Annotated in this window: 23 protein-coding genes and 1 tRNA gene; 9 read left to right on the forward strand and 15 right to left on the reverse strand. The window is 71.5% G+C overall.

Annotated elements, in window-relative coordinates; genetic code table 11:
- The first annotated feature begins 73 nt into the window (after positions 1 to 73).
- The gene (locus OHT52_RS19990; protein ID WP_328721546.1) at positions 74 to 601 is read left to right on the forward strand and encodes an ATP-binding protein; all 528 of its coding nucleotides are present in this window, start codon (positions 74 to 76) and stop codon (positions 599 to 601) included.
- Between the two features lie 232 nt (positions 602 to 833).
- Here OHT52_RS19990 and OHT52_RS19995 read toward each other — a convergent pair whose 3' ends face one another.
- From OHT52_RS19995 to OHT52_RS20010, 4 genes are all read right to left on the reverse strand, one after another.
- Positions 834 to 2,093 (reverse strand): tyrosine-type recombinase/integrase, encoded by a 1,260-nt coding sequence (locus tag OHT52_RS19995; protein ID WP_328721547.1) that lies wholly within the window; start codon positions 2,091 to 2,093, stop codon positions 834 to 836.
- Positions 2,094 to 2,205: 112 nt separating this feature from the next.
- Positions 2,206 to 2,278: transfer RNA gene (locus OHT52_RS20000), tRNA-His, on the reverse strand.
- Positions 2,279 to 2,422: 144 nt separating this feature from the next.
- Complete coding sequence (orn, locus tag OHT52_RS20005) at positions 2,423 to 3,028, reverse strand: oligoribonuclease (protein ID WP_328721548.1); 606 nt, start codon at positions 3,026 to 3,028, stop codon at positions 2,423 to 2,425.
- 10 nt (positions 3,029 to 3,038) lie between these two features.
- On the reverse strand, positions 3,039 to 4,259 hold the full coding sequence (locus OHT52_RS20010) for a GlxA family transcriptional regulator (RefSeq protein WP_328721549.1): 1,221 nt from the start codon (positions 4,257 to 4,259) through the stop codon (positions 3,039 to 3,041).
- A gap of 181 nt (positions 4,260 to 4,440) precedes the next feature.
- Here OHT52_RS20010 and OHT52_RS20015 point away from each other — a divergent pair, with 181 nt between their 5' ends.
- Together OHT52_RS20015 and OHT52_RS20020 are read left to right on the forward strand one after the other, a co-directional pair.
- Positions 4,441 to 4,605 (forward strand): hypothetical protein, encoded by a 165-nt coding sequence (locus OHT52_RS20015; RefSeq protein WP_328721550.1) that lies wholly within the window; start codon positions 4,441 to 4,443, stop codon positions 4,603 to 4,605.
- Positions 4,606 to 5,419: 814 nt separating this feature from the next.
- Positions 5,420 to 5,941 (forward strand): universal stress protein, encoded by a 522-nt coding sequence (locus tag OHT52_RS20020; protein ID WP_327175938.1) that lies wholly within the window; start codon positions 5,420 to 5,422, stop codon positions 5,939 to 5,941.
- A 187-nt stretch (positions 5,942 to 6,128) separates the two neighbouring features.
- Here OHT52_RS20020 and glmS read toward each other — a convergent pair whose 3' ends face one another.
- The 3 genes from glmS to OHT52_RS20035 form a co-directional block, all read right to left on the reverse strand.
- Positions 6,129 to 7,958, reverse strand: a complete 1,830-nt coding sequence (glmS, locus tag OHT52_RS20025; RefSeq protein ID WP_328721551.1) for a glutamine--fructose-6-phosphate transaminase (isomerizing) — start codon at positions 7,956 to 7,958, stop codon at positions 6,129 to 6,131.
- Positions 7,959 to 8,029: 71 nt separating this feature from the next.
- A complete protein-coding gene (locus tag OHT52_RS20030) occupies positions 8,030 to 8,305 on the reverse strand; it encodes a hypothetical protein (protein ID WP_266704610.1) in 276 nt (91 codons plus the stop codon).
- Between the two features lie 655 nt (positions 8,306 to 8,960).
- Positions 8,961 to 9,224 carry an SDR family oxidoreductase gene (locus tag OHT52_RS20035; protein WP_328721552.1) on the reverse strand — a complete coding sequence of 88 codons (264 nt, stop codon included), beginning with the start codon at positions 9,222 to 9,224 and terminating at the stop codon, positions 8,961 to 8,963.
- Here OHT52_RS20035 and OHT52_RS20040 point away from each other — a divergent pair.
- Complete coding sequence (locus OHT52_RS20040) at positions 9,205 to 9,327, forward strand: hypothetical protein (RefSeq protein ID WP_328721553.1); 123 nt, start codon at positions 9,205 to 9,207, stop codon at positions 9,325 to 9,327. The genes OHT52_RS20035 and OHT52_RS20040 overlap by 20 nt on opposite strands.
- A gap of 43 nt (positions 9,328 to 9,370) precedes the next feature.
- On the opposite strand, the gene OHT52_RS20045 is transcribed toward OHT52_RS20040, so the two are convergent.
- From OHT52_RS20045 to OHT52_RS20060, 4 genes are read right to left on the reverse strand one after another with little or no spacing between them, the layout of a single operon-like run.
- A complete protein-coding gene (locus OHT52_RS20045; RefSeq protein ID WP_328721554.1) occupies positions 9,371 to 10,540 on the reverse strand; it encodes an acyl-CoA dehydrogenase family protein in 1,170 nt (389 codons plus the stop codon).
- 7 nt (positions 10,541 to 10,547) lie between these two features.
- Complete coding sequence (locus OHT52_RS20050) at positions 10,548 to 11,588, reverse strand: hydroxymethylglutaryl-CoA lyase (protein WP_328721555.1); 1,041 nt, start codon at positions 11,586 to 11,588, stop codon at positions 10,548 to 10,550.
- Complete coding sequence (locus OHT52_RS20055) at positions 11,585 to 13,561, reverse strand: ATP-binding protein (RefSeq protein ID WP_328721556.1); 1,977 nt, start codon at positions 13,559 to 13,561, stop codon at positions 11,585 to 11,587. The genes OHT52_RS20050 and OHT52_RS20055 overlap by 4 nt, the downstream gene beginning before the upstream one ends.
- Positions 13,562 to 13,618: 57 nt before the next feature.
- Complete coding sequence (locus tag OHT52_RS20060) at positions 13,619 to 15,271, reverse strand: carboxyl transferase domain-containing protein (RefSeq protein WP_328721557.1); 1,653 nt, start codon at positions 15,269 to 15,271, stop codon at positions 13,619 to 13,621.
- Positions 15,272 to 15,393: 122 nt separating this feature from the next.
- Here OHT52_RS20060 and OHT52_RS20065 point away from each other — a divergent pair, with 122 nt between their 5' ends.
- Both OHT52_RS20065 and OHT52_RS20070 read left to right on the forward strand, forming a co-directional pair.
- Positions 15,394 to 16,014: an SACE_7040 family transcriptional regulator gene (locus OHT52_RS20065; protein ID WP_328721558.1), complete on the forward strand. Its 621-nt coding sequence runs from the start codon at positions 15,394 to 15,396 to the stop codon at positions 16,012 to 16,014.
- Positions 16,015 to 16,093: 79 nt separating this feature from the next.
- Positions 16,094 to 16,873, forward strand: coding sequence for a phosphatase (locus OHT52_RS20070; protein ID WP_328721559.1), 780 nt, complete (start codon positions 16,094 to 16,096; stop codon positions 16,871 to 16,873).
- Between the two features lie 73 nt (positions 16,874 to 16,946).
- On the opposite strand, the gene OHT52_RS20075 is transcribed toward OHT52_RS20070, so the two are convergent.
- The gene (locus tag OHT52_RS20075; RefSeq protein ID WP_328721560.1) at positions 16,947 to 17,591 is read right to left on the reverse strand and encodes a LysE family translocator; all 645 of its coding nucleotides are present in this window, start codon (positions 17,589 to 17,591) and stop codon (positions 16,947 to 16,949) included.
- 302 nt (positions 17,592 to 17,893) lie between these two features.
- On the opposite strand from OHT52_RS20075, the gene OHT52_RS20080 reads away from it, so the two are divergent.
- Positions 17,894 to 18,925 carry an NADP-dependent oxidoreductase gene (locus OHT52_RS20080; protein ID WP_328721561.1) on the forward strand — a complete coding sequence of 344 codons (1,032 nt, stop codon included), beginning with the start codon at positions 17,894 to 17,896 and terminating at the stop codon, positions 18,923 to 18,925.
- Between the two features lie 51 nt (positions 18,926 to 18,976).
- Positions 18,977 to 19,387 (forward strand): MerR family transcriptional regulator, encoded by a 411-nt coding sequence (locus tag OHT52_RS20085; RefSeq protein WP_328721562.1) that lies wholly within the window; start codon positions 18,977 to 18,979, stop codon positions 19,385 to 19,387.
- Positions 19,388 to 19,470: 83 nt separating this feature from the next.
- Here OHT52_RS20085 and OHT52_RS20090 read toward each other — a convergent pair whose 3' ends face one another.
- From OHT52_RS20090 to OHT52_RS20100, 3 genes are all read right to left on the reverse strand, one after another.
- The gene (locus OHT52_RS20090) at positions 19,471 to 20,532 is read right to left on the reverse strand and encodes a cation diffusion facilitator family transporter (RefSeq protein ID WP_328721563.1); all 1,062 of its coding nucleotides are present in this window, start codon (positions 20,530 to 20,532) and stop codon (positions 19,471 to 19,473) included.
- A gap of 63 nt (positions 20,533 to 20,595) precedes the next feature.
- Positions 20,596 to 21,474: an acyl-CoA thioesterase II gene (tesB, locus tag OHT52_RS20095; protein WP_328721564.1), complete on the reverse strand. Its 879-nt coding sequence runs from the start codon at positions 21,472 to 21,474 to the stop codon at positions 20,596 to 20,598.
- A gap of 51 nt (positions 21,475 to 21,525) precedes the next feature.
- Complete coding sequence (locus tag OHT52_RS20100; protein ID WP_328721565.1) at positions 21,526 to 22,683, reverse strand: acyl-CoA dehydrogenase family protein; 1,158 nt, start codon at positions 22,681 to 22,683, stop codon at positions 21,526 to 21,528.
- 713 nt (positions 22,684 to 23,396) lie between these two features.
- Here OHT52_RS20100 and OHT52_RS20105 point away from each other — a divergent pair.
- A complete protein-coding gene (locus OHT52_RS20105) occupies positions 23,397 to 26,072 on the forward strand; it encodes a peptidoglycan recognition protein family protein (RefSeq protein ID WP_328721566.1) in 2,676 nt (891 codons plus the stop codon).
- The last annotated feature ends 43 nt before the right edge of the window (positions 26,073 to 26,115 follow it).

The following is a 26,115-nucleotide window of genomic DNA, read 5'->3' on the forward strand; positions in this document are numbered from 1 at the left end:
CGACCTCGCGGGCCTCCACCCACGCCACAGCGCCCCGCACCCGCCCGGCCACGCCGCCGAGGGAGCCACCCGCATGAACCAGGTCCCCCCGTCCATCAGCGAGCTGACCCTCCCCGCCACCCCCAACGCCGTCGCCTGGGCCCGCCGCCACACCGTCGACATCCTCCAGCGCTGGCGCTTCCCCGACGAGGGGATCGAAGTCGCCCGACTCCTCGTCTCGGAACTGGCTACCAACGCGATCCAACACGCACACCCCGCGAATGCGTATGAAGCGGTCGCCCATTTCGTCGACAGCGGCACGATCGTGCTCATGCTCTGGCCCACCGACGGTGGCATCATCCTCGCGGTCAGCGACCCCGACCCGCGACCGCCGACACCTCGCACCAGTGACGCCAGCGCCACCGGGGGCCGCGGACTCGTCCTCATCCAGACCATGGCCAAGCGCTGGGGCTACACCCCCACGCAGACACACCCCGGGAAGATCGTCTGGGCAGAGGTTCCCGCTCGTCCCAGCAGCGCCCAGGGTGAGTCAGGGTTTGGCGGCCGACAGGTCGCTCCGATGCCCATCGGGCGAGTCCTGACCGGCCTGCGCGAGCTGTAGTCGAACCAACCGACTGTGGCATCGTGCAGCAACGGCAAGGCCCGGGACCCGTGAGCCTGCTGCCGACCGCTATGAGCATGGCAGGGAGCGCTATTCGCCGCCAGCTTCGCCGAGCGGGCGCGCAAGCCTCTGATCAGCGTAAACGAGATTCGGTGGCACAGCCCAGCACCAGCTGGGATGATCTTCCAATTCCTCGGAATGCGTAGGTCGTTGTAGGGCCACCGGGCGTCCTTCAAGCGCTGACCAACCGCAGGCCGTGATCGGACGGCGGGCGGCCTCCCATGGCCGCCTGCACGGCGGCGCTGATGTCCGAGTCGAGCGACCGGGCCAGGTGACCGTAGCGGTCGATCGTCGTCTGGATCGACTCGTGGCCCAGCCGGGCCTGGATCGCCGGTAGGGGGATGTTCGCGGCCACCAGCCAGGCGACGTGGCTGTGCCGTAGGTCGTGGATCCGAGGCCGGCGGGGGAGGCCGGTTTCCATCGCGGCAGCGACGGCGGGTATCCATTTCCGGTTGTAGAAGTTCGAATGCCTCCATGCTTTGCCTGTCGGCGTGCGGAAGAGGAACGCCTCCGGTGGCATCCCCTGCTTCAGCCTCCGGGCAAGGTCCACCTGCGTCGGGGCGAGCGCGACCAGACGGCGTGCTTTCCTCGTCTTCGGGGGCCCGAGGAAGAACGAGGTCTGCGCGCCCCTGGGCGACCTCTTCCAGGCCCTCTGGACGTTGACCGTCGGCCCGGGGCTGCCCAGCCGGAGATCTTGTACCTGGAGGGCCGTAGCCTCGCCCCACCGCATGCCGGTACCGATCAGCCAGTCGGCGAGGTCTCGCGCCGCGGGGTCGGTGAGGTGCTTGCGGAGGAGTTGGTACTCCTCCTGCTCCAGGAAGACCATCTCCTCGGACGTCCCGTCGTCGACACGAGGAAGGCGGGTGTTCGCGCAGCAGTTCTTGGTGCGCAGTGGGGGATCGGCATCGATCGCTGCCTGCACGATGCACCACAGCAGGCCGTGCCGATTGGCCGTGGACTTCGGCGAGGCCGGCCGACGGACCCACCGCCCTGGCTTCGCGTCCGGCTGGCCCGCTTCCTGAAGCCGAACCCAGTCCTGGACGTCGTCAGCCGTGATGTTCCCGATCGTGGCCGGCATCACCAGTCCCGATCGGGTGGTGTGCACCATGAGGGAGATGTGCCGGTCCACCTCGCGCCGGTAGTCGTCCCGGGTCCGCGGGTCGATACCGGTGAGCCGGTCGACGTAGCGCCGGGCCCAGTCGGTCAGGGGCACGTCGTCGGGGTCCTGCTCGGGCTCGACGAAGCCCTGACCGGGAATCCACCCGTAGGGCCACTGCTGCTTGTGGGCGTCGACGAGCTTCCTGAACGTGTCCGCCTGCTCGGGGTCCTCGAACCTCTCGGCTTCCCAGGTGCCGCTGCGCCCTCCCTGGAGCCAGCGGACCTGGAAACTCGCCGTACCGTCCTTGCGGACCCGCTCCCTGATCGTTGCCATGGCGCAGACGGTAGGTCGAAAATCCGGCCGCGTTTGGCCGTGGTTTGGCCAGCCTGGAACACGAAGAAGCCCCTGACCTGCGTTTCCGCAGATCAGGGGCTTCCCCTTCAAGGGTGAGTAACGGGACTCGAACCCGCGACATCCTGGACCACAACCAGGTGCTCTACCGTCTGAGCTATACCCACCACGTTCGTCCGGGCGTTTCCGACCGGCCGAGAAAAAGTGTACAGGGTTTTCGAGGGTGCTCGCGCCACCTTTTCGCGACCCCCTCCGCAGCCCCGTCCACGGGCCCTTCCGGGCCCGTGATCAGGGGGTTCTGCGGGGCGCGGCTACTGCTCGGGGCGCACCACGTGGCGCGCGGCGATCTCCTTGGCGTGGTCCGAGTCCGGGCCGGGCTGGGGCACGAAGACGGCCTCGCGGTAGTAGCGCAGCTCCGCGATGGATTCGCGGATGTCGGCGAGCGCCCGGTGGTTGCCACTCTTGGTCGGGCTGTTGAAGTACGCCTTCGGGAACCAGCGCCGGGCCAGCTCCTTGACCGAGGAGACGTCGACGATGCGGTAGTGGAGGTACCCCTCCAGCGCCTGCATGTCGCGCGCGAGGAAGCCGCGGTCGGTGCCGACGGAGTTTCCGCAGAGCGGGGCCTTGCCCGGCTCCTTCACGTGCTCGCGCACGTACGCCAGCACCTGGGCCTCGGCGTCGGCCAGGGTGGTGCCCCCGGCCAGCTCGTCCAGGAGGCCCGAGGTGGTGTGCATCCGCCGCACCACCTCGGGCATGGTCTCCAGGGCCGCGTCCGGCGGGCGGATCACGATGTCCACCCCTTCGCCGAGCACGTTCAACTCCGAGTCGGTGACCAGAGCCGCCACCTCGACGAGTGCGTCGTCCGTCAACGAGAGTCCGGTCATCTCGCAGTCGATCCATACCATGCGGTCGTTCATGGGCCCCACCCTACGGGGCACTCCGCTGTCCCGGCAGGGCCGGGCGCCCGCCGGCGTATCCGTCCGGACCCCGGTCCGGACGGTCCGGGAGGACGGGTGCCCCCGGGGAGGCCGCGAACGCGGCCAGTCCCGCGGAACCGCCCGGCATTCTGCGGACCGACGACGAGACCTGTGCCGGCACCACGGCGTCGACCGCTCCCGCCTCCGGACCCGAACCCGGGCGGCGGGCCCGGTAGGCGCCCCGGTACGCGGCGGGGGAGGAGCCGAGCTGGCGGCGGAAGTGGCCGCGCAGCGCCACCGGCGAACGGAAGCCGCAGCGACCCGCGACCTCGTCCACCGAGTAGTCCGACGTCTCCAGCAGCCGCTGCGCCTGGAGCACCCGCTGGGTGATCAGCCACTGGAGCGGCGCACTGCCGGTGAGCGAACGGAAGCGCCGGTCGAACGTGCGGCGGCTCATGTAGGCGCGGGCCGCCAGTGTCTCCACGTCGAACTGCTCGTGCAGGTGCTCCAGGGCCCAGGCCACGACCTCGGCGAGCGGGTCGGAGCCGATCTCTTCGGGTAAAGACCTGTCGAGGTAGCGCTCCTGACCGCCGCTGCGGCGCGGCGGCACCACCAGCCGTCGGGCCAGCGCTCCGGCGGCCTCCGTGCCGTGGTCCGTACGCACGATGTGCAGGCAGAGGTCGATCCCGGCGGCCGTACCCGCCGAGGTGAGGACGTCCCCGTCGTCGACGAAGAGCTCGCGCGGATCGACGTGCACCGACGGATAGCGCTTGGCCAGCGTCGGCGCGTACATCCAGTGCGTCGTCGCCGGACGGCCGTCCAGCAGGCCGGCGGCGGCGAGCACGAAGGCCCCCGTGCAGAGCCCGACGATGCGGGCGCCCTCCTCGTGGGCGCGGCGCAGCGCGTCGAGCGCCTCGACCGGCGGCGGCGAGGTGATCGAGCGCCAGGCGGGCACCACCACGGTGCCTGCCCTGCTGATCGCCTCCAGGCCGTACGGCGCGGTGAGTTCGAGACCGCCGGTGGTGCGCAGCGGTCCCTCCTCGCCACCGCAGACCAGCAGTCGGTAACGCGGTACGCCCGCGTCCTGCCGGTCGATGCCGAAGACGGAGAGCGGGATGGAGCTCTCGAAGATCGGGCCACCGCTGAACAGCAGTACGGCTACGACTTCCCGGCGTCGCCGCCCGGCCAACTTCCGTGCGGCCTCCGTTGCGGATGCGGAGTCCTGGCTCATGACGCTAAGCCCCCCTCGGTGTTCGCGTCTCCCTGGTCCCTACAGGCCTGTCGCTCCTGCACGTGTCCCCTCGGTGCCGCACGTGTCCCCAGTGCTCGATTCCAAGATCGAACCTACTGCGTCCCGCGATGCCGAATTGACACGTTCCCTCACCGGCTCAATGTCGACAAGGCAACGTGGCGTGAAGCGTTCGATCACGAAGCGTTCCACTCGCGAGCGGCACTGTGAAGTGCGCGTCGCGATCATGGCCCGTCCGCGTCGGGTGAAAGCGTACCGCGCGGTCCGTTCCTGCCTGGTGACAAGTGCGAATGAGGGGCACATCGCCAAGGTTTCGGCGCAGATGTGAAGTTGGCTCAAAAGAGACGGTCGCGTGCGCGCGATTCGGTCATGCTCCGGCGCGCTCCCCGCGCACTCGGGACGCTTTCCCTCGCGCCCCTCGCGCACCTGCGAGGTAGCCCGCGGGCGGGTGCGTGCTCCGCCGTGGACCGCCGGCGGGAGCGCGGACGGAAGAGGACCGGAGAGCGGGCGCGAGCCCGGTGGGCCAACGGATTCACCGGCGCACGCAAGGAATTCGCTTGCGCCGGGTGCGCCTGTCCGTGCGCCCTCCCGCGCTCGTGGCCGGCCTGGCACGGAACGGCGGGACGGCGCCGGATGCCGGCGGTCGCCACGCGCACGCTCCGGTTGCGAACTCCGGCGCGACGGAGCGGCCGCCGATGGCCCGAGATGGCCAACAGGTGGCGTTCCATGGGTCAGTACGAGGCATGCGTCGTGGGCCGGAGCCTCTCCCCGGCCCATACCGACGCGTCGGAAAAACGGGGCGACGGGCGCGTGTGGCCGCGGAACGCTCCGTGTAGAGGGCAACCGGCATTGCCATCCGCCCTCGCCTCGTGCATGCTCCCCCAGAGCGCGTCACGTGCTTTGCGGCGGTCTGGGCAGTGGAGGAGTGGCGCCGTACCCTTGGGGGTAAAGGGTTGGAAAGATGATTCCCGGACAAGGGCCCGACAGTGGCCCGGGGCAACAGCCCCGGACAACCGTCGTCGGACCGGGGTGCCGGGTGGTCGTCGGACGCACGTCGCCAGTCCCGCACACCCGCGCCCCGCAGTCGAGTACGTCCCCCTAGCCGTTCCCTCCTCACGAGGACTCTCTTCGCCGAGACACCGATGGCCGGTCACGAATCCCCTGAACCCGCAGACCGCAAGCAGGTAACCGACCACGGGTCGGACCCCCTGACGGTCGAAGAAACACGTCATTCCTGCGACCCGGCCTTCCGGCACGGCGTCGTGGTCGGTTTCGACGGCTCCACGTCCAGTGAGCGCGCGCTCGCCTACGCGATCGGCATGGCCTGCAGATCCGGCTCCGGGCTGATCATCGTGCATGTCGCCAACCGGCTTCCGACCACCGTCTGGGCAGGCTGCGAACCGCCCGTCTTCGTCGACGTGCCCGATCACCGCACCGAGGTGCTCGGTCTCGAACTGGCTTGCGCGGAATACCTCTCGGAGGTGCCGTGGGTGCTGGTCGAGCGCGGCGGCGACATCTGTCACGAACTTGAGGAAGTCGGCCGCGAGTATGCCGCCGACGCGATCGTCGTCGGGTCGACGCACGGTCTGGTGGGCCGGATCTTCGGCTCCGTGGCCGGCCGTCTCGCCCGCCGGGCGCAACGCCCCGTCATCGTCATTCCCTGACCACCGCACCCCGGGACACCGCACCCCACGCGTGGTCGACGGGCCGTCAACACCCCGTCGTCGCACATCGGTACGCCGGGTCACACGCGTACGACGGAAGCGGACGCGCACCACGATCGAGTGGTGTGCGTCCGCTTCCGCCAGGTACGCCCGGTCTCCTCCGCCCCGCCGGGGCAGGGGCGTTCGGCTATTCGACGGTGACGGACTTCGCCAGGTTGCGGGGCTTGTCGATGTCCCGTCCCATGGCCAGCGCCGTGTGGTACGCGAAGAGCTGGAGCGGGATGCCCATCAGGATCGGGTCGAGCTCGTTCTCGTTCTTCGGCACCACGATGGTGTGGTCCGCCTTCTCCTGGACCTGGTGCGCGACGGCGAGGATCCGGCCGCTGCGCGCCTTGATCTCCTCCATCGCGGCCCGGTTCTTCTCCAGCAGCTCGTCGTCCGGCACGATCGCCACGGTCGGCATGGCGGGCTCGATCAGGGCCAGCGGCCCGTGCTTCAGCTCGGAGGCCGGGTACGCCTCGGCGTGGATGTACGAGACCTCCTTGAGCTTCAGCGAGGCCTCGCGGGCCACCGGGTAACCCCGCACCCGGCCGATGAACATCATCGACTTGGCGTCCGCGTACTCGGCCGCCAGCCGCTTGATCTCGTCCTCGTTCGCCAGGATCTCGCTGATCTGCTCCGGCAGCCGGCGCAGACCCGCGATGATCCGCTTGCCGTCCGCGACCGACAGGTCACGGATGCGGCCCAGGTGCAGGGCGAGCAGCGCGAAGGAGACCACGGTGTTGGTGAAGCACTTGGTGGACACGACGCAGACCTCGGGGCCCGCGTGGACGTACGTACCGCCGTCGGCCTCCCGGGCGATGGCGGAACCCACGACGTTGACGATGCCCAGGACGCGGGCGCCCTTGCGCTTCAGCTCCTGCACGGCGGCCAGCACGTCGTAGGTCTCGCCGGACTGGGAGACGGCGACGTAGAGGGTGTCGGGGTCCACGACCGGGTTGCGGTAGCGGAACTCGGAAGCGGGCTCGGCGTCCGCGGGGATGCGGGCCAGCTCCTCGATCAGCTGGGCGCCGATCTGACCGGCGTGGTACGAGGTGCCGCAACCGAGGATCTTGATCCGGCGCACCCCGCGCGCCTCGCGGGCGTCCAGGTTGAGGCCGCCCAGGTGCACGGTGGAGAACCGGTCGTCGATCCGCCCGCGCAGCACGCGGTCCACCGCGTCGGCCTGCTCGGAGATCTCCTTGTGCATGTACGTGTCGTGGCCGCCCATGTCGTACGACTCGGCCTCCCACTCCACGGTGGTCGGCGTGGCCGTCGTGGTCGAGCCCTCCGTCGTGTACGTACGGAAGTCGTCGGCCTTGAGGGTGGCCATCTCGCCGTCGTCGAGGGTCACGATCTGGCGGGTGTGGGCGACGAGGGCTGCGACGTCGGAGGCGACGAACATCTCCTTCTCGCCGATGCCGAGGACGACCGGGGAGCCGTTGCGGGCGACGACGATGCGGTCGTTGAAGTCCGCGTGCATCACCGCGATGCCGTAGGTGCCCTCGACGGAGCGCAGCGCCTCGCGGACCTTCTCCTCCAGCGTCTCGGCCTGGGCGCGGGCGATCAGGTGGACCAGCACCTCGGTGTCGGTCTCGGAGAGGAAGACGACGCCGTCGGCGACGAGCTTCGCACGGAGCTCGGAGGCGTTGTCGATGATGCCGTTGTGGACGACGGCGACCTTGTTCTCCGCGTCCATGTGCGGGTGGGCGTTCGCGTCGCTCGGGGCACCGTGGGTGGCCCAGCGGGTGTGCGCGATGCCGGTCGTCCCCGCGAAACGCTTGGGGACACGGGCCTCCAGCTCGCGGACGCGGCCCTTCGCCTTGACCATCTTCAGCGTGCCCGGCTTGCCCGCCGCGGCCTTGCCCGTCACGACGATGCCCGCCGAGTCGTACCCCCGGTACTCCAGCCGCTGCAGACCTTCCAGCAGCAGCGGAGCCACGTCACGCCTACCGATGTATCCGACGATCCCGCACATGTTTTCTACCCCTCCAACGACGAACGGATGCCCTGCGGTGCTCGGCCTCCGGCGGAGCCTCGGCCGTTGCCTCAGCCGTAGACGATGCGGCGCAGCTGCCGGAGCGAGAGCTCCGGGGGTGCCACCGCGCGGTGCGGCAGCTCGGCCGCGATCCGCTCGAAGATCTCCGTGTTGACCAGGCCGCCCGACTGCAGTTCTCGGTGGCGGCGCCGGACGAAGGCCTCGGTCGTCTCGTCGAAGAACGCCAGCACGTCGAGTACCACCCGGGCCGCCTCACCGCGCTGGAGCGAGGTGGAGCGTACGAGGTGGTCGATGAGGTCGTCGTGGGACGAGCGGCGTTCGAGCACCCGTTGATACTGCGTGGACAGGCGTCCTTATGCAAGAAATCTGCCCGAAATCGGGCAGGAGCTGTGTGAAACATGTGGCACGGCGGCGCTTAACTCTTCCGTGCGGTGTTCGTGGGGAGGTGAGAGGGGGGGCGTGGGGGAGGCCTCGGGGAGATGGCCGGAAGCGGTCCGCCCGAGCCGACGGCTACGCCCGGTAACCCCCGCGCGGGCCGGACCGTACCGGCCGATGCGGGCCACCGGGCACGGACACGCTCCGCCACCGGACCCCCGAACGCAGGCCGTCGGACTCCGTCCGCCCGGTCGGTTCCTGGGGCCGGGGCGGCGATCATTCGGCCACGGTGGCCGGATGGGACGGACCGGGGTCGGGTTCGAGCCGGGCCGCCGCCCGCGAGAGCCCCTCCACCGCCCCGGGCTCGTCATCGGCCCACAACACGGTGAACGGCATTCGGTCGGCCGTGTGCGCCCCCGCCCCGGCCACGGCCGTGAGCCGGTCGGCGAGGGTGGTGTCGGGGAGCCGGAGTTCGAGTCGGGGCGTACGGATGCGGAGTCCGTGGAGGGGTCAGTGCTCGTACGGGGTCGTCATGGCGAACGCTGCCGCAGGGGCCGCAGGGGCGGGAACCGATCATGGGGGCGGCGGATCTGATCCGGACGCGGTCTACCGCGTGGTGAACGCGCCCCCGTTGACGTGGACGGTCTGCCCGGTGAGCTGTCCCGCGCCCGGCGAGGCGAGGAAGTACACCGTCGCCGCGATGTCCTCGGGCGTACCTGCCCGCTTCGTGTGGGTCTCGCGTACGAGGTTGTCGTGCCGCTCGTCCGTCATGGCGCCGCGGAAGAAGCCGGTGCCGGCGACATGGCCCGCCGCGATGACGTTCGTGGTGATGCCGCGTGGGCCGAGGTCGTTGCTCGGCCGAGAGGCCACCCTCGTCGCCTCCCTGACCGACACCGAACGCGGCCTCCTGACCGGCCTGCTGGAGAAGCTGACGGTCGACGTGCGCCGCCGCGTCGCCGAGCCGGGGAGCTGAGGGCGGGGCCGGGACGGGCCGGCGTGGTGGACCGCCGCTGCGCTCACGCCGCCGGCAGCCCCAACTCCCGGGCGATCAGCATCCGCTGGACCTCGCTGGTGCCCTCGCCGATCTCCAGGATCTTGGAGTCGCGCCACATGCGGGCGACCGGGTACTCGTTCATGAAGCCGTAGCCGCCGTGGATCTGGGTGGCGTCGCGGGCGTTGTCGACGGCGACGGTCGAGGAGTAGAGCTTCGCGATGGCCGCCTCCTTCTTGAAGGGCTCGCCGGCCACCAGGCGGGAGGCCGCGTCGCGCCAGCCGATGCGGGCCATGTGGGCGCGGGTCTCCATGTCGGCGATCTTGAACTGGATGGCCTGGTTGGCGCCGATCGGGCGGCCGAAGGCGTGGCGTTCGGCGGCGTACTTCACCGACTCGTCCACGCACCCCTGGGCCAGCCCGGTCGCCAGGGCGGAGATCGCGATCCGGCCCTCGTCGAGGATGCGGAGGAACTGGGCGTACCCCCGGCCCTCCTCGCCGAGCAGGTTGGTAGCCGGGACGCGGACGTCGGCGAAGGAGAGTTCGCGGGTGTCGGAGGCGCTCCACCCGACCTTGGAGTACGGGGCGGCGACCGTGAAGCCGGGGGTGCCGGACGGGACGACGATCGCGGAGATGCGCGGGGAGCCGTCGTCCTTGCGGCCGGTCACGGCCGTCACGGTCACCAACGCGGTGATGTCCGTACCGGAGTTGGTGATGAAGCACTTGGAGCCGTTGATCACCCACTCGCCGGCCGCCTCGTCCAGCACCGCCGTGGTGCGGGTGCCGCCCGCGTCCGAGCCGCCGTCGGGCTCGGTCAGGCCGAACGCGCCCAGCGCCTCGCCCGCGCAGAGCTTCGGCAGCCACCGCTGCTTCTGCTCCTCGGTGCCGAAGCGGTACACCGGCATGGCGCCCAGCGAGACGCCCGCCTCCAGGGTGATCGCCACCGAGGAGTCGACCCGGGCCAGCTCCTCCAGGGCGATCCCGAGGGCGAGGTAGTCGCCGCCCATCCCGCCGTACTCCTCCGGGAACGGCAGCCCGAACAGGCCCATCCGGCCCATCTCCCGCACGATCTCGTACGGGAACTCGTGGCGTTCGTAGAAGTCGCCGATCTTCGGGGCGACCACCTCGTGGGCGAACTCCTCCACGGTACGGCGCAGTTCCTCGTGCTCGGCGGCGAGCCGGTGGTCCAGGGGCATGGCGGGGTCACTCCTCGGGGGACGCGGGGGACGCGGGGGACGCGGGGGACGCGGGAGGCTCGGGGGACGCGGGGGGCGGCTCCGGGCTCGGCGAGAGCGCGCGGACGGTCCGGGACGGGCTCGGGCGGCCCAACTGCCCGGCCAGCCACACGCTGGTGGCGCAGAGGGCGTCGAGGTCCACCCCGGTGTCGATGCCGAGGCCCCGGAGCATCCACACCAGGTCCTCGGTGGCGAGGTTTCCGGTCGCGCTCTTCGCGTACGGGCAGCCGCCGAGGCCGCCCGCCGACGCGTCGACGGTGGTCACCCCGTGCTGGAGCGCCGCGAGGGTGTTGGAGAGGGCCTGGCCGTAGGTGTCGTGGAAGTGCACGCCGATCGCGTCGGTACGTACCCCCTCCTCGTTCAGCGCGGCGAGCAGGGTCCGCACGTGGCCGGGGGTGGCGACGCCGATCGTGTCGCCGAGGGAGAGTTCGTCGCAGCCGAGGTCCATCAGCGCCTTGGCCACCCTGACGACCCGGTGCACCGGTACCGGCCCCTCCCAGGGGTCGCCGAAGCACATCGAGAGGTAGCCGCGCACGTGCACCCGGTCCTCCTTCGCGCGGGCCACGACCGGCTCGAACATCGCCAGCGACTGGGCGACGGACCGGTTGAGGTTGCGGGCGGCGAAGCTCTCCGTCGCGGAGCCGAAGACCGCGATCCGCCGCGCCCCGAGCGCGAGTGCCCGCTCCAGCCCGCGCTCGTTCGGTACGAGGACCGGGAGGGCGACCCCGCCCACCCCGCCCGGCCCCAAAAGATCGCCGAGCATCGGGAACAGCTTCTCCGCGTCGGCGAGTTGGGGCACCCACTTGGGGTGGACGAAGCTCGTCGCCTCGATGGTGGTGAGCCCCGCGGCGGCGAGCCGGTGGATGAACTCGGCCTTCACGGCGGTCGGCAGAGCCGTCTTCTCGTTCTGCAGCCCGTCGCGCGCGCCCACTTCGTGGATACGGACCCGGGCGGGCAGGTCCTGCGCGGCGACGGTCATCGGCAGGGCGGGGCGCCGGGGGGTGGTCATGACTGCCTCTCCTCGGGAGCCGGGGCCGGCGCGGGGGCGGCCCCGTCGTCGGGAGCGACCACGGCCAGCACCTGGTCCATGGCGACGGGGGCCCCGGGCGAGACGTCCAGTTCGGTGACGGTCCCGGCGTGCGGGGCGGAGATGACGTGCTCCATCTTCATCGCCTCGACCACCAGCAGCGCCTGCCCCGCCGCCACCGTGTCCCCGACCGCCACCTTGACCACGGTGACCGTGCCCGGCATCGGCGCCGCGAGGGTGTCCGCACCCCCGCGGGCCGCCCCGCTCAGGGACGCCTCCACCGGGTCGTGGTCCCGCACCTGCCAGGTGTCGCCGTCGCGGCCGAGCCACTGCCCGGCGCGGCGGAAGTGGTGCACCACACCGTCGAGTTCGACGCTCACCCGGTCCGGGCCGACCGTCGCGCCGCCAGGAGCCTCGCGTACCACCGGCTCCTGTCCGGCCACCCGCAGCAGGAAGGTGAGCGGGGCGGGGGAGCCGCCGGTCCGCCAGCCGTCCGGTACGGAGAACGGGTCCGTCCACCCGTTCGCGTCCGGCACCGGGGCGAGCGCGTCCGCGCGTACGGCGGCGGCCGCCGCGTACACCTCGTCCGGGACGCCGTCCGGGACCAGCCCGGCCGCCTCGCGCTCCACGAGGCCCGTGTCCAGCTCGCCCGCGATCACCGCCGGATGGCCCAACAGCCTTCGCAGAAAACCCGCGTTGGTCGGTACGCCGAGGATCACGGTGTCCGCGAGCGCGGCCCGCAGCCGGCGCAGTGCGGTCGCCCGGTCGGGGCCGTACGCGATGACCTTCGACAGCATCGGGTCGTACAGCGAACCGACCTCCGTGCCCTCGCTCAGCCCCGAGTCCGTCCGGACCCCGCCGCCCCCGGGTTCGTCCAGCGCGAGCACCGTGCCGCCGGAGGGGAGGAAGCCGCGCGCGGGGTCCTCGGCGCAGACCCGGGCCTCCACGGCGTGTCCGGTGAGGGTGATGCCGGCCTGGGCGCAGGGGAGTCGTTCGCCGGAGGCGACCCGCAGCTGCCACTCGACCAGGTCGAGGCCGGTGATCAGCTCGGTGACGGGGTGCTCGACCTGGAGCCGGGTGTTCATCTCCATGAAGCAGTACGCGGCCGGGTCGCCGCCCGGCACGATGAACTCGACCGTGCCCGCCCCGACATAGCCGCAGGAACGGGCGGCCCGGACCGCCGCCTCGCCCATCGCCGCCCGGGTCCCGGCGTCGAGCAGTACGGACGGCGCCTCCTCGATCACCTTCTGGTGGCGGCGCTGGAGCGAGCACTCGCGCTCGCCGAGGTGGACGACGTTGCCGTGGGTGTCCGCCAGTACCTGGATCTCGATGTGCCGGGGGCGCTCGATCCACCGCTCGACCAGCAGTGTGTCGTCGCCGAAGGAGGCCGTCGCCTCCCGGCGGGCCCCCGCGATCTCCTCGGCGAGCACCCCCTCGTCGTGCACCAGCCGCATGCCCTTGCCGCCGCCGCCCGCCGAGGGCTTCAGCAGCACCGGCATGCCGATCTCGCGTGCGGCGGAAGCGAGTTGGGCATCGGTGAGGCCGCTGCCCGAGGAACCGGGGACCACCGGCACTCCGGCCGCCGCGACCGTCTCCTTGGCCCGGATCTTGTCGCCCATCAGGGCGATCGCGTCGGCGCCCGGCCCGATGAAGACGAGCCCCGCCCGTGCGCACGCCCGTGCGAAGGCGGCGTTCTCCGCCAGGAACCCGTACCCCGGATGGACCGCCTCGGCGCCCGTGCGGCGGGCGGCCTCCAGCAGCGCGGGCACGCTGAGATAGCTCTGTGCGGCGGGCGCCGGTCCGATCCGTACCGCCGCGTCCGCCTCCCGTACGTGCCGCGCTCCCGCGTCCGCGTCGCTGAAGACAGCGACCGACCGGACGCCGAGGGCGCGCAGGGTCCGGATGACCCGTACCGCGATCTCGCCCCGGTTGGCGACCAGCACCGTGCTGAACATGGACGTCCTCACCTCACTCTCAGCCGCATCTCGGTCGCATCGACCATGGCCCTGCTCTCACATCCGGAAGATGCCGAAGCCGGGGTCCGCCGGATTCCGCTCGGGCAGTGGGGCGTTGGCGCACGCGGTCAGGGCCAGACCGAGCACCTGCCGGGTGTCCGCCGGGTCGATCACCCCGTCGTCCCAGAGCCGGGCGGTCGCGTAGTAGGCGTTGCCCTGCTCCTCGTACTGCGCGCGGACCGGAGCCTTGAACGCCTCCTCGTCCTGAGCGCTCCAGTCGTCGCCGAGCTGGTCGCGCTTGACCGTGGCGAGGACCGAGGCGGCTTGCTCCCCGCCCATCACCGAGATCTTGGCGTTGGGCCACATCCACAGGAAGCGGGGGGAGTAGGCCCGGCCGCACATGGAGTAGTTGCCCGCGCCGTACGATCCGCCGACGACGACCGTCAGCTTCGGCACCCGGGTGGTGGCGACGGCGGTGACCATCTTCGCGCCGTGCTTGGCGATGCCCCCGGCCTCGTACGCCTTGCCGACCATGAAGCCCGAGATGTTCTGGAGGAAGACCAGCGGGATGCCCCGCTGGTCGCAGAGCTCGATGAAGTGCGCGCCCTTCTGGGCCGATTCGGAGAACAGGATGCCGTTGTTGGCGACGATCCCCACCGGATGCCCGTGGAGGTGTGCGAACCCGGTGACCAGCGTCTGGCCGTATTCCGCCTTGAACTCCGCGAACCGCGACCCGTCCACCACCCGGGCGATCACCTCGCGCACGTCGTACGGGGTGCGCGAGTCGACCGGCACCGCGCCGTACAGCCCCGCCGGGTCCACCGCCGGGTCCTCGCCCTGCCGCACCGTCCAGGGCAGCGCCCCGCGTCCGGGGAGCGTCGCCACGATGTTCCGTACGATCCGCAGCGCGTGCGCGTCGTCCTCGGCGAGGTGGTCGGTGACCCCGGACGTGCGCGAGTGGACCTCGCCGCCGCCCAGCTCCTCCGCCGTGACGACCTCGCCGGTCGCCGCCTTCACCAGCGGCGGGCCGCCGAGGAAGATCGTGCCCTGACCGCGCACGATGACCGCCTCGTCGCTCATCGCGGGGACGTACGCGCCCCCCGCCGTGCAGGAGCCCAGCACCGCCGCGATCTGCGGGATGCCGGCCCCCGACATCCGCGCCTGGTTGAAGAAGATCCGGCCGAAGTGGTCCCGGTCCGGGAACACCTCGTCCTGCATCGGCAGGAAGGCCCCGCCCGAGTCCACCAGGTAGAGGCAGGGGAGACGGTTCTCCAGCGCCACCTCCTGCGCCCGCAGGTGCTTCTTCACGGTCATCGGGTAGTACGTGCCGCCCTTGACGGTCGCGTCGTTGGCGACGATCACGCACTCCCGGCCGCTCACCCGGCCGATCCCCGCCACCACCCCGGCGGCCGGGGCGGCGCCGCCGTAGAGTCCCTCGGCGGCCAGCGGCGCCAGCTCCAGGAAGGGCGAACCGGGGTCGAGCAGCGTGTCCACCCGGTCCCGGGGGAGCAGCTTGCCGCGTGCCACATGGCGGGCGCGCGCCTTCTCGCCCCCGCCGAGCCGGGCCGAGGCGAGCCGCGCCCGAAGCTCGTCGGCGAGCGCGCGGTGCGCCGCCTCGTTGGCCCGCCAGGCCTCGGAGGCGGGATCGGCCGCGCTGCGAAGGACCGGTGCCTGAGGTGCCGGTGCCTGTGGTGCCGGTGCCCGCTGCATCGTGCCGAGCCTCCATCCCCGTGACCGGTGGGGCTCGTGGCCCCCGCCGTGCGGTTAATGAGCGTTAACGCGAACGGCCTCAGGTTAACGAGCGCTAACGGCCCTGTCTAGAATCAATCCCCATGAGCACCCATGTCACCGCCCGCGTCGCGGGAGCCACCCGCCGGGAGCAGATCCTCCGGGAAGCCGCGCTCCTCTTCGCCGAACGCGGCTTCCACGGCGTCGGTGTCGACGAGATAGGCGCCGCCGTGGGCATCAGCGGCCCCGGCCTCTACCGCCACTTCCCCGGCAAGGACGCGATGCTCTCCGAGCTGCTGGTCGGCATCAGCGAGCGCCTCCTCACCGGCGGCCGGCTGCGGGTCGAGGAGGACGCCGCCGCCCCGGAACCCTCCCCGGACGCCCTGCTGGACGCGCTCATCGAGGGCCACATCGACTTCGCCCTCGACGACCGCCCCCTGATCACCCTGCACGACCGCGAGCTCGACCGCCTGCGTGACGCCGACCGCAAGCGGGTACGCCGCCTCCAGCGCGAGTACGTCGAGATCTGGGTGTCCGTCGCCCGGACCCGCTACCCCGTCCTCACCGAGACCGAAGCGCGCGTCACCGTGCACGCCGTATTCGGCCTGCTCAACTCCACCCCCCGCCTGGCCCGCCCCGAAGCCCTCCCCGACCGTGCGGGGACGGCGAAGCTGCTGCACCGCCTCGCCCGGGGCGCCTTCGCGGCGGCGGCCGGCGAGCGCTGAGCGCCGCGTACGGGTCCGGCCGGTCCCGGGGTACGAGATGCCGGGCGTGGCGCGCACAGGTGACGGCAGAATGGGCGCCATGCCGATACCCAGCCGCGCCGAACTCACCGACCACCTCGTCCGTACCCGCATCGCCGGCGACGTGGCCACGCCCCGCGACAACAACCTCGCGCACTACCGGGCGCTCGCCAACGGAGACCGCCACTACTGGCTCGGGCTGGACCTCGGCGACCGCTGGACCGACGAACAGGACGTCCTCGCCGTCATGGCGGAGCGCTGCGGGGTCATCGACGACCCGGCCCACCGCTTCGGCCAGGACACCATCGACCCCGAACTGACCGTCGACGCACTCGACCGGATGGCGGAACGCCTGCGCAAGGCGGTGGCGGACACCGAGAGCGTCCTCGTCGCCACCGGCCACCCCGGCGGCCTCCTCGACGTGCACCGCAGGACGGCGGACGCGCTGCGCGCGGCGGGCTGCGAGATCGTGACCATCCCGGCCGGGCTGCGCGCGGACGAGGGGAACGTCGTCCAGTTCGCGGACGTCGCGGTCCTGGAACACGGCGCGTCCCTCTGGCACACCCACTCCCCGGCGCCGATGGCCGCCGTCCTGGACGGCCTGGAGCGCGACGGCCGCCCGCAGCCCGACCTCGTCCTCGCCGACCACGGCTGGGCCGGCTGCGCGGGCGGGCGCGGACTCGACGCCATCGGCTACGCCGACTGCAACGACCCCGCCCTCTTCCTCGGCGAGGCGGAAGGCGCCCTCCTGGTCACCGTCCCGCTGGACGACAACGTGCCGGACCCACGCCACTACGACCCGATGACGGAGTACCTGCTGGGAGCGGCGGGGCTGACCTGAAGGAGCCCGATCGGGGGAGCCCCTGCCGGATGCGCGTGCGCGGCACGCGCGACCAGCGCCGAAGGGGCCGGACTCAGGAGGAGACGGGAGTGCGCGAGAGCGCGGTGCGCAGGGCGAAGACGCCGAGCAGACCGCCCGCCGCGAACCGCTGGGTGGTCATGACGCGGGGCCGGGCGGCCAGACAACCGGATATCCGTGCCGCGCCCAGCATGATCAGGGCGTTCACCGTGATCCCCACGACGATCTGCACACCGCCGAGCTGGAGCAGCTGCGCCCACGCCGGACCTGCCCGAGAGTCCAGGAACTGGGGCAGCAGGGCGGCGTACAGCAGCGCGATCTTGGGGTTGAGCAGGTTGGTCAGCAGCCCCGTCGAGAACAGCCGGGCGTCCGAGACCGGAAGCAGGTCCTGGGTCGGGGCGAAGGGCGAACGGCCGCCGGGCTTGAGCATCCCCCAGGCGAGGTAGGCCAGGTAGGCGGCACCGGCGAGCTTGACCACGGTGTACGCCACCGGCACGGCGGTGAAGAGCGCGGAGAGTCCCGCAGCGGAGGCCACCAGGTAGCAGACGAAGCCCACGGCGGTCCCGCCGAGGCTGACCAGACCCGCCCTGCGCCCCTGGGTGATCGCGCGGGACGCGAGGTGGATCATGTTCGGCCCCGGGGTCAGGGCCATGCCCAGTTCGACCAGAGCCACCCCTCCCACGGCGGACAGCGTGATCACCGGTCGACCTCCTGGTCGTTCGTCGGGCACCCGGCCCCTGCGGGCGCCTCGCCCACCGCAGAATACGGACGGCCCCGCCGCCCCGCGCGTCCAGCCCGGCCCCGCACCCGGATTGCTCCCGCTCCGCCCCGACCAGGTGAGAAGCGGCTCGGTTCACCCCACATGACCACGCACGGAGAGGGCGGCCGGAAATCGGTCGCCGGGCTTGACCCTGACGCGCGGGTCAAGGGCTAGCGTCCGCACACCCGTTGGGCGACGGGTACGCCCGCCGCCCGCCGACCCGCGAACGCCAGGAGCCCGCGATGTCCGCCGACCTGCCCCGTACCTCCCGCGAGATCCGCCTCGCCGTGACGCCCGACGGGCTGCCCGAGGCCAAGCACTTCACCGTCGCGGAGACCCCGGTCCCGCAGCCCGGTCCCGGCGAAGTGCTCGTCCGCAACAGCCACTTCGCCCTCTTCGCCGGGCTGCGCACCCTGATGGGCACCGAGAACGACGGGGTCCCGCTGCCCCCGCTGCGCGGCGGCGACACCGTCATCGGGCCGGCGGTGGGCGAGGTCGTCCTCGCGCCGGACGGCGGTCCGCTGCGGCCGGGCGACCGGGTGGCGCATCTGCTCGGCTGGCGGGAGTTCGCCGTGCTGCCCGTCGGTCAGGTGCTGCCGCTCGGGGACGAACTGCCCGACCCGGTGGCGTACCTCGCCCAGGGCTCGTCGGCGTACGGCGCGCTCACCCGGCTCGCCGGGGTGCGCCCCGGCGACACCGTGCTCGTCACGGGGGCGGCCGGGGCGGTCGGCACTCTCGCCGGTCAGATCGCCCGGTTGCTGGGCGCGGGCCGGGTCGTCGGCACCACCGGCTCGGCCGCCAAGGCCGAGCGGCTGGTGGCCGAACTCGGTTACGACGCCGTGGTGGTGCGCGGCGCCGGAGACTTCGCCGGGCAACTGGCCGAGGCGGCGCCCGGGGGCATCGACGTGCTGCTGGACCTCGTCGGCGGCGAACAGCTCACGGCGGCGGTGGACGCGGCCCGGCCGGGCGCCCGGTTCGCCCTGGTCGGCGCGCTCTCCGGACAGTTGGACGCCCGGCGCGGCGGAGGCAGCGCACCCGCCGGGATCGACACGTACCGGTTGATCGTGAAGGGCGTCTCGGTACGCGGTTACGCAGGCGGCGACCACCCGGACGTGGAGGCGGAATGGACCCGGAGGTTCGGCGGCTGGCTGCGCTCGGGCGAGATCCGTTTCCCGTACACCCCCGTCGCGGGCTTGGAGAACGCCCCGCTCGCGTTCCAACAACTCGTCGAGGGGCGGCATTTCGGCGGGGTCGTGGTGGAAGTCTCCTCCTGACGGCGGAGTACGGGGCGCGGACCCCGAGGAGCGGGACCGGAGGCGGTGCGGATGCGGATCGGGGACGCGGCAGCGGCGGCGGGGACGACCCCACGGGCCCTGCGCTTCTACGAACAGCGCGGCCTGCTCGCCCCGCCCGACCGGACCACCTCCGGCCAACGGGATTACGGCCCGGAGGACGTTGCCAGGGTCCGCGTCGTGCGGGAGCTGCTCGCCGCCGGACTCACCGTGGCGGACGTACACGCCTGCGCCGACCGCCTCCACCTGCTGGCCTCGGGCCGCCCGGTACGGTGCGTCTCGACCGAGCCCGGATCGCCCGGGGTCGTCGGACAGCGGCTCGCCGCCCTCGACGCGGAGATCGCCCGACTCACCGGACTGCGCGAGGCCCTGGCACGGAAGGTGTCGGGGGAAGGGCCCGGGACGGAGCCGGAGGCGCCTTCCCGGACGCCGGTCACGCGGTGATCCCGTCAGGAGCGGCGACCACGTCGTAGAGGCAGCAGCGGGCGACCCTGGACATCGGCCGTCAGCGGTACGGGCGGCCCCGGTCACCCAGCCGACCCGCCCCGCTCCCGCTCCCTCCGCTGGGCCGGGCCCGGCGTCGGGTCCAGGTAGACCCGCTTCACGGACGGGAAGCGCTCACGCAGCCGCCGCTCGGCGCGCTCGCAGGCCCACTCGACGTCCGCGGCGCTCGCCAGGTCACGGAAGTCGATCTTCGCGGCGATCAGGATCTCCGTCGGCCCCTGGATCAGCGTGGTCAGCTCCAGCACCTCCACGACGTCCGGCACGGCGAGGAGTTCGGACCGGACCCCCGCCCGCATCGCCTCGGGCAGCGGCCGGCCGATGAGCAGTTGGGCGTTGGACCGGCCGAGCACCCAGGCCACGTACACCAGCAGGACACCGATCAGTACGGACGCGATGCCGTCCCACACCCCGGAGCCGGTCAGCTGCCCGCCGAGCAGACCGCCCGCCGCGAGGACCAGTCCGACCAGCGCCGCCGAGTCCTCCATGACCACGGCCTTCACCGCCGTGTCCGGGGTGTGCCGCAGATAGTGCGCGGCGGGGGCGTGCAGTCGCGCGGCCTCGCGGCGCACCTGTTTGACGCCCGTCCGCAGCGAGAAGCCCTCCAGCAGGAAGGCGACCGCCAGCACGAGGTAGGAGACGAGGGGATCGCCCAGCTTCTCGCCCGACACGAGGGTGTGCACCCCGTCGTAGACCGAGAACACCGCGCCGCCGACGAAGGTGGCGATGGAGGCGAGCATCGCCCAGATGTAGCGCTCGGGGCCGTACCCCAGCGGGTGTTCCTCGTCGGCGGGCTTCTCGCTCCGCTTGAGTGCGGTGAGGAGCATGACCTCGGTGACGGTGTCGGCGACCGAGTGCGCGGCCTCCGAGAGCATCGCGCTCGAACCGCTGATCAGGCCCGCGACCGCCTTTGCCACGGCGATGCCGAGGTTGGCGACCGCCGCGACGACGACGGTGGCCGTGGACTCCTCGGACTTCTCCGTACGGGCGGCGCGCTCGGGGTCCTCGGGGCTCTTCGGGTCCCCGGCGTTCTCGGGGTCCTCGGGGTCCTCGGGGCTCTCGGGGTTCTTCGCGGGGTCGGCACTCATGGGGGCGAGTATGTCCGTGATACCGCGGGACACTCCGTACCGGCGTGAGCGCGTGGGGACGTTTCAGTGCCCGCGCGGGGTGCGGATCAGGCCCTCCTGGATCACCGTGATCGCGAGGCGCCCGTCCTGCGTCCAGATCCGCGCCTGGCCGAGACCGCGCCCGCCGGACGAGGTCGGGGACTCCTGGTCGTACAGCAGCCACTCGTCCGCCCGGAACGGCCGGTGGAACCACATCGCGTGGTCCAGGCTCGCCCCGACCACGTCGCCGACCGCCCAGCCGCCGCGCCCGTGGGCCAGCAGCACGGAGTCCAGCAGCGTCATGTCGGAGACGTACGTCGCCAGGCAGACGTGCAGCAACGGGTCGTCCGCGAGCTTGCCCCGGGTACGGAACCACACCTGCGAGCGGGGCTCCCGGGGCTGCCCGGCGGTAGCGAACGGCGGGGCCTCCACGTACCGCAGGTCCACCGCCGCCCGCGCCTCCAGCACCCGGTCGACCATGCCGGGCTCGGTGAAGCGGTCGGCGTACCGCGGCATCATCTCGGCGGCCGTCGGAAGGGTCTCCGGGTCCGGGGCGTCCGGCATGGCCACCTGGTGCTCCATCCCCTCCTCGTACGTCTGGAAGGACGCGGAGAGGTGGAAGATCGGCTGCCCGTGCTGCACCGCGACGACCCGGCGGGTGGTGAACGACCGGCCGTCGCGGATGCGGTCGACGCTGTAGACGATCGGCGCGCCGGGGTCGCCCATCCGCAGGAAGTACGCGTGGAGGGAGTGCGCCTGGCAGCCGTCGGGCACGGTCCGGCCGGCCGCGACCAGCGCCTGGGCCGCGACCTGGCCGCCGAACACCCGGGGCACCACCGCCGAGCGGCTGGCGCCCCGGAAGATGTCCCGCTCGATCCGCTCCAGGTCGAGCAGATCGAGCAGGGAATCGAGTGCTTCGCTCATGGGAGGAACGTAGCCGTCCTGGATCGTGTCCGGTCGCCGGGTGGGGAAGCCCTACAGGCCCATGGACTTGGCGATGATGGACTTCATGACCTCGCTGGTACCGCCGTAGATGCGGTTGACGCGGTTGTCGGCGTACAGGCGGGCGATCGGGTACTCGTTCATGTAGCCGTAACCGCCGTGCAGCTGGAGGCACTTGTCGATCACCCGGTGGGCGACCTCGGTGCAGAACAGCTTGGCGGAGGCCGCCTCGGCGGCGGTCAGCTCCTTGGCGTCCAGCGCCTCGATCGCCCGGTCCACGACGGCCTCGGCCGCGTCCACCTCGGCCTGGCAGGCGGCCAGTTCGAACTTGGTGTTCTGGAAAGCGGCGACCGGCTTGCCGAAGACGGTGCGCTCGGAGACGTAACTCTGGGCGAACCGGACGGCGGCCTTGGCCTGCGAGTACGCGTTGACCGCGATGCCCAGGCGCTCCTGCGGGAGGTTCTGGCCGAGGTAGGAGAAGCCCTTGTTCTCTTCGCCGAGCAGGTCCTCGACCGGGACCTTCACGTCCACGAACGACAGCTCCGCGGTGTCCGAGGTGCGCAGGCCCAGCTTGTCGAGCTTGCGGCCGACCGAGTAGCCCTCGGCCTTGGTGTCGACCACCAGCAGCGAGATGCCGTGACGGCGGTCGTCGGCCTTCGGGGCGTCCGTACGGGCGCAGACGATCACGCGGTCCGCGTGCACGCCGCCGGTGATGAAGGTCTTGGAGCCGTTGAGGACGTAGTGCGTGCCGTCCTCGGAGAGCTTGGCGGTGGTCTTCATGCCGGCCAGGTCGGAGCCGGTGCCCGGCTCGGTCATGGCGATGGCGTACATCGTCTTGCCGGTCACGAAGTCCGGCAGCCAACGCTCCTTCTGCTCCTTGGTGGCGTACGCCTTGAGGTACGGCAGGCAGAGCAGCACGTGCACACCGGAGCCGCCGAAGGAGACGGCCGCGCGGGCGGTCTCCTCGGAGATGATCGCCTCGAACTTGAACGACTCGATGCCGGCGCCGCCGTACTCCTCGTCGACCTCGATGCCGAAGATGCCCAGCTCGGCCAGCTTGTAGTAGAAGTCACGCGGCACCAGACCGGACGTGAACCACTCGTCGTACACGGGGACGACCTCGGCCTCGATGAAAGCGCGAATGGTCTCCCGGAACGCCTCGTGGTCCTCGTTGAATACCGTACGGCGCACGGGGTGCCTCCTTGGTCGGGTGCGTGGCTTCGGTGAGCAGGCCGCTCCGGTGCCGTATCGACGCCACCCGGTACCGCTTCGGTCCCGTGTCGACGCGTACGGCTAAGCGCTTGCTCAGTCTCCTGTCGAAGTTACCCGGCGGTCACGGAGCTGTCCAGGGTGATGCCCCCCACTCCGCCGCGCACCTCGCGGGACGACCCTCCGCCCGTCATGGGCCGTTGGGTACCCCTGTCTCCTCCGGGCGGTTCTCGTCGCCGCCGCGTCCCCGTGCTCGCGCGCCATGGAGTCCGCGGGGAATTCGGGACGGGTCGGCCCGCCTGTATCGGTATGTCGGTATTTCTGTGCACGGTGCGGTGACGCCGCGAAATAGAGGGCGATTCCGGGAAATTGCCGCCGCGCCCGGTGCGGGGCGGAAAGGTGACCCGGAAAGTGGAACCGGAAGGTGGCGTTCGTTCGTGTTCTGTTCTGCTGGTGGCTGATTCGCGGTAACCGCGCGCACGCGTCACCCGACGTCCGGGCGTCGCCGCCCGGGTCGCCCATGAAAGGGAATGAGTCATTCCGGAAGTGGTCGAGACATTCCGTCTCCCCGACGCCGTGATTCATGAAGGGGTCAGTAGCATTTCGCCGGTCGGTGATGTTCTGTTCATTCAGGGGGAAAATTGAGACCGAATCGAGTACGTGGCACGGCTGCCGTCGCGCTCGGAGTTCTGGCAGTGCTGGGACTTCAGGGTGTTTCGACCGGCGCTGTGGCCGCGGAGTCACGGATCGCCGCGGAGGCGCCGGCCGCCCCGCACGTGCAGGCCGGCGGTACGGGGGCGTACGGCACCGGGAACCGGGCGGACGGACCGGTCAGGAGCGAGGTGCACAAGCTCGCCCTGAAGGCCGACGGACGACGGACGGCCACCCTCTCGCGGCGCACGACCGAGCCGTTCGGGCTACTGGGCGTGTCCTGGCCCGACGCCGGTGCCGCGATAAAGGGCACGATCGAAGCCCGTACCCGCAGTGCGGAGACCGGGGCGTGGTCGGACTGGATCACGCTGGAGCCGTACACGCCCGGCCTCGACGGCGAGCGTCCCGCGGAGCGCGGATCCACGGAGCCCGTCTGGGTGGGACGTTCGAACGGTGCCGAGGTACGGGTGAGCGACGGGACGTCCGCGGGCGTCCTGCCGGCCGGCCTCCGTCTCGACATGGTCGACCCGGACCTCGACGCGGGGACCAGCGCCTCGGGGGCCGGTACCGCAGGGACCGCGTCCGCGGCGGGCGACGCCCCGAGCGCCCGGCCCGCGGCCTACGCGGCGACCGGCGCGTCGGCCGCCGGCACGTCCGTCGCCGCAGCGGCGACCGCCGAGATCGACCCGGGGCCGCCGTCCACGGTCCCGCAGCCGCCGGTCGTCACCCGCGCCGAGTGGGGGGCCGACGAGTCGCTCGACGACGAGGGGCCCATCTATCTGGAGAAGGGCGTCATCAAGGCGGTCTTCGTCCACCACACCACCGACGCCGACTACAACTGCGCGGACTCGGCGGCCATCGTGCGGGCCATCCACGTCTACCACGTGAAGACCAACGGCTGGCGCGACCTCGGATACAACTTCCTGGTCGACAAGTGCGGGACGATCTTCGAGGGCCGTCAGGGCGGTATCGACCAGCCCGTCATGGGCGCGCACACCTACGGCTTCAACAGCGAGTCCACCAGCGTCGCGATCCTCGGTGACTACACGAACACCGCCGCGTCGAACGCCGCGCTGGAGGCGACCGCTCGGGTGGCCGCGTACAAGCTCGGCCAGTACGGCGGCGATCCGGCGGGCACCACCTCGCTGGTCGCCGGTGCCACGCAGACGAACTACGCGGGTCAGCAGTTCGTCGCCGGGCAGTCGTACACGTTCAACCAGATCTCCGGCCACCGGGACGGCTTCAACACCGAGTGCCCGGGTGCCCTGCTCTACCCGCAGCTCCCGGCCATCCGGACGCTCGCGGCCGGCCCGGTCCAGGGCCTCAAGGTGTCCTCGGTCGGTGGCGGCGCCTTCGCCGTCGATTCCGGCTACGAGACTCCGGGCCCGGTGTCGGTGAACTGGTCGACCACCACGCCCTCGTCCCTGATCGGCAGGTTCGAACTGCTGGTGGACGGGCAGCCGGTGGTGACCACCGCGGCAGCCGCGCGCACCGCCTCCACGACACTCTCCGTGCCAGGCGTCCACAAGTTGGCCGTGCGGGCCCACCACCAGTCGGGCGCGACCACCACGACCGCCGCGGTGAACGTGAACGTCCCGGCGCCGAAGACCTTCGTGCCCCTCACCCCGCAGCGGGTGATGGACACGCGCGCGGGGCTGGGTGTGCCGAAGGCCAAGGTCGGAGCGGCGGGCGTGGTGACCCTCCAGGTGACCGGCGCCAACGGAGTGCCGTCCACCGGCGTGGGGGCCGTGGTGCTGAACGTGACCGCGACCACCTCGACCGCCGTGTCCTACATCTCCGTCTATCCGAACGGGACGACCCGCACGAGCGCGTCGAACCTGAACGTGGTGGCGGGCCTCACGGTCCCGAACCTGGTGATCGTGCCGGTCGTGAACGGAAAGGTGGACTTCTACAACAACGCGGGCACCGTCAATCTGATCGCGGACATCACCGGCTACTTCAGCACCGGTGGCGAGGGCTCCACGCACGTCAATCTCGGTCCGAAGCGGGTGATGGACACGCGTGAGGGGCTGGGTGTGCCGAAGGCCCAGGTCGGCCCGGCGGGTGTGGTGACCCTTCAGGTCGCGGGTGTCAACGGTGTTCCGGCCACGGGTGTCACGGCGGTGGTGCTGAACGTGACGGCGACGCACGTGTCGGCGACGAGTTTCGTGTCGGTCTACCCGGACGGGACGACCCGCACGAGTGCGTCGAACCTGAACGTGGTGAAGGGGCAGACCGTTCCGAACCTGGTGATCGTGCCGGTGGTGAACGGAAAGGTGAGCTTCTACAACAACGCGGGCACCGTCGACCTGATCGCGGACATCACCGGCTACTTCACCTCCGGTGGCGAGGGCTCCACGCACGTCAATCTCGGTCCGAAGCGGGTGATGGACACGCGTGAGGGGCTGGGTGTGCCGAAGGCCCAGGTCGGTCCGGCGGGTGTGGTGACCCTTCAGGTCGCGGGTGTCAACGGTGTTCCGGCGACGGGTGTCACGGCGGTGGTGCTGAACGTGACGGCGACGCACGTGTCGGCGACGAGTTTCGTGTCGGTCTACCCGGCCGGGACGACCCGGACGAGTGCGTCGAACCTGAACGTGGTGAAGGGGCAGACCGTTCCGAACCTGGTGATCGTGCCGGTGGTGAACGGAAAGGTGAGCTTCTACAACAACGCGGGCACCGTCGACCTGATCGCGGACGTCACCGGCTACTTCCGCAAGTGAGCTGAGCCGGAAGCACCGATGACGGGAGGGGTGGGTGACGGCG

The sequence above is a fragment of the Streptomyces sp. NBC_00247 genome, assembly GCF_036188265.1.
GTDB lineage: Bacteria > Actinomycetota > Actinomycetes > Streptomycetales > Streptomycetaceae > Streptomyces.

What these genes read in the sequence shown, in the direction of transcription:
- OHT52_RS20055 (WP_328721556.1), bottom strand. Translation starts at nt 13,561, where the DNA reads ATGTTCAGCACGGTGCTGGTCGCCAACCGGGGCGAGATCGCGGTACGG.
- glmS (WP_328721551.1), bottom strand. Translation starts at nt 7,958, where the DNA reads ATGTGCGGGATCGTCGGATACATCGGTAGGCGTGACGTGGCTCCGCTG.
- OHT52_RS20050 (WP_328721555.1), bottom strand. Translation starts at nt 11,588, where the DNA reads ATGACCACCCCCCGGCGCCCCGCCCTGCCGATGACCGTCGCCGCGCAG.
- OHT52_RS19995 (WP_328721547.1), bottom strand. Translation starts at nt 2,093, where the DNA reads ATGGCAACGATCAGGGAGCGGGTCCGCAAGGACGGTACGGCGAGTTTC.
- OHT52_RS20080 (WP_328721561.1), top strand. Translation starts at nt 17,894, where the DNA reads ATGTCCGCCGACCTGCCCCGTACCTCCCGCGAGATCCGCCTCGCCGTG.
- OHT52_RS20070 (WP_328721559.1), top strand. Translation starts at nt 16,094, where the DNA reads ATGCCGATACCCAGCCGCGCCGAACTCACCGACCACCTCGTCCGTACC.
- tesB (WP_328721564.1), bottom strand. Translation starts at nt 21,474, where the DNA reads ATGAGCGAAGCACTCGATTCCCTGCTCGATCTGCTCGACCTGGAGCGG.
- OHT52_RS20060 (WP_328721557.1), bottom strand. Translation starts at nt 15,271, where the DNA reads ATGCAGCGGGCACCGGCACCACAGGCACCGGCACCTCAGGCACCGGTC.
- OHT52_RS19990 (WP_328721546.1), top strand. Translation starts at nt 74, where the DNA reads ATGAACCAGGTCCCCCCGTCCATCAGCGAGCTGACCCTCCCCGCCACC.
- OHT52_RS20045 (WP_328721554.1), bottom strand. Translation starts at nt 10,540, where the DNA reads ATGCCCCTGGACCACCGGCTCGCCGCCGAGCACGAGGAACTGCGCCGT.
- OHT52_RS20065 (WP_328721558.1), top strand. Translation starts at nt 15,394, where the DNA reads ATGAGCACCCATGTCACCGCCCGCGTCGCGGGAGCCACCCGCCGGGAG.
- OHT52_RS20090 (WP_328721563.1), bottom strand. Translation starts at nt 20,532, where the DNA reads ATGAGTGCCGACCCCGCGAAGAACCCCGAGAGCCCCGAGGACCCCGAG.
- orn (WP_328721548.1), bottom strand. Translation starts at nt 3,028, where the DNA reads ATGAACGACCGCATGGTATGGATCGACTGCGAGATGACCGGACTCTCG.
- OHT52_RS20010 (WP_328721549.1), bottom strand. Translation starts at nt 4,259, where the DNA reads ATGAGCCAGGACTCCGCATCCGCAACGGAGGCCGCACGGAAGTTGGCC.
- OHT52_RS20020 (WP_327175938.1), top strand. Translation starts at nt 5,420, where the DNA reads ATGGCCGGTCACGAATCCCCTGAACCCGCAGACCGCAAGCAGGTAACC.
- OHT52_RS20085 (WP_328721562.1), top strand. Translation starts at nt 18,977, where the DNA reads ATGCGGATCGGGGACGCGGCAGCGGCGGCGGGGACGACCCCACGGGCC.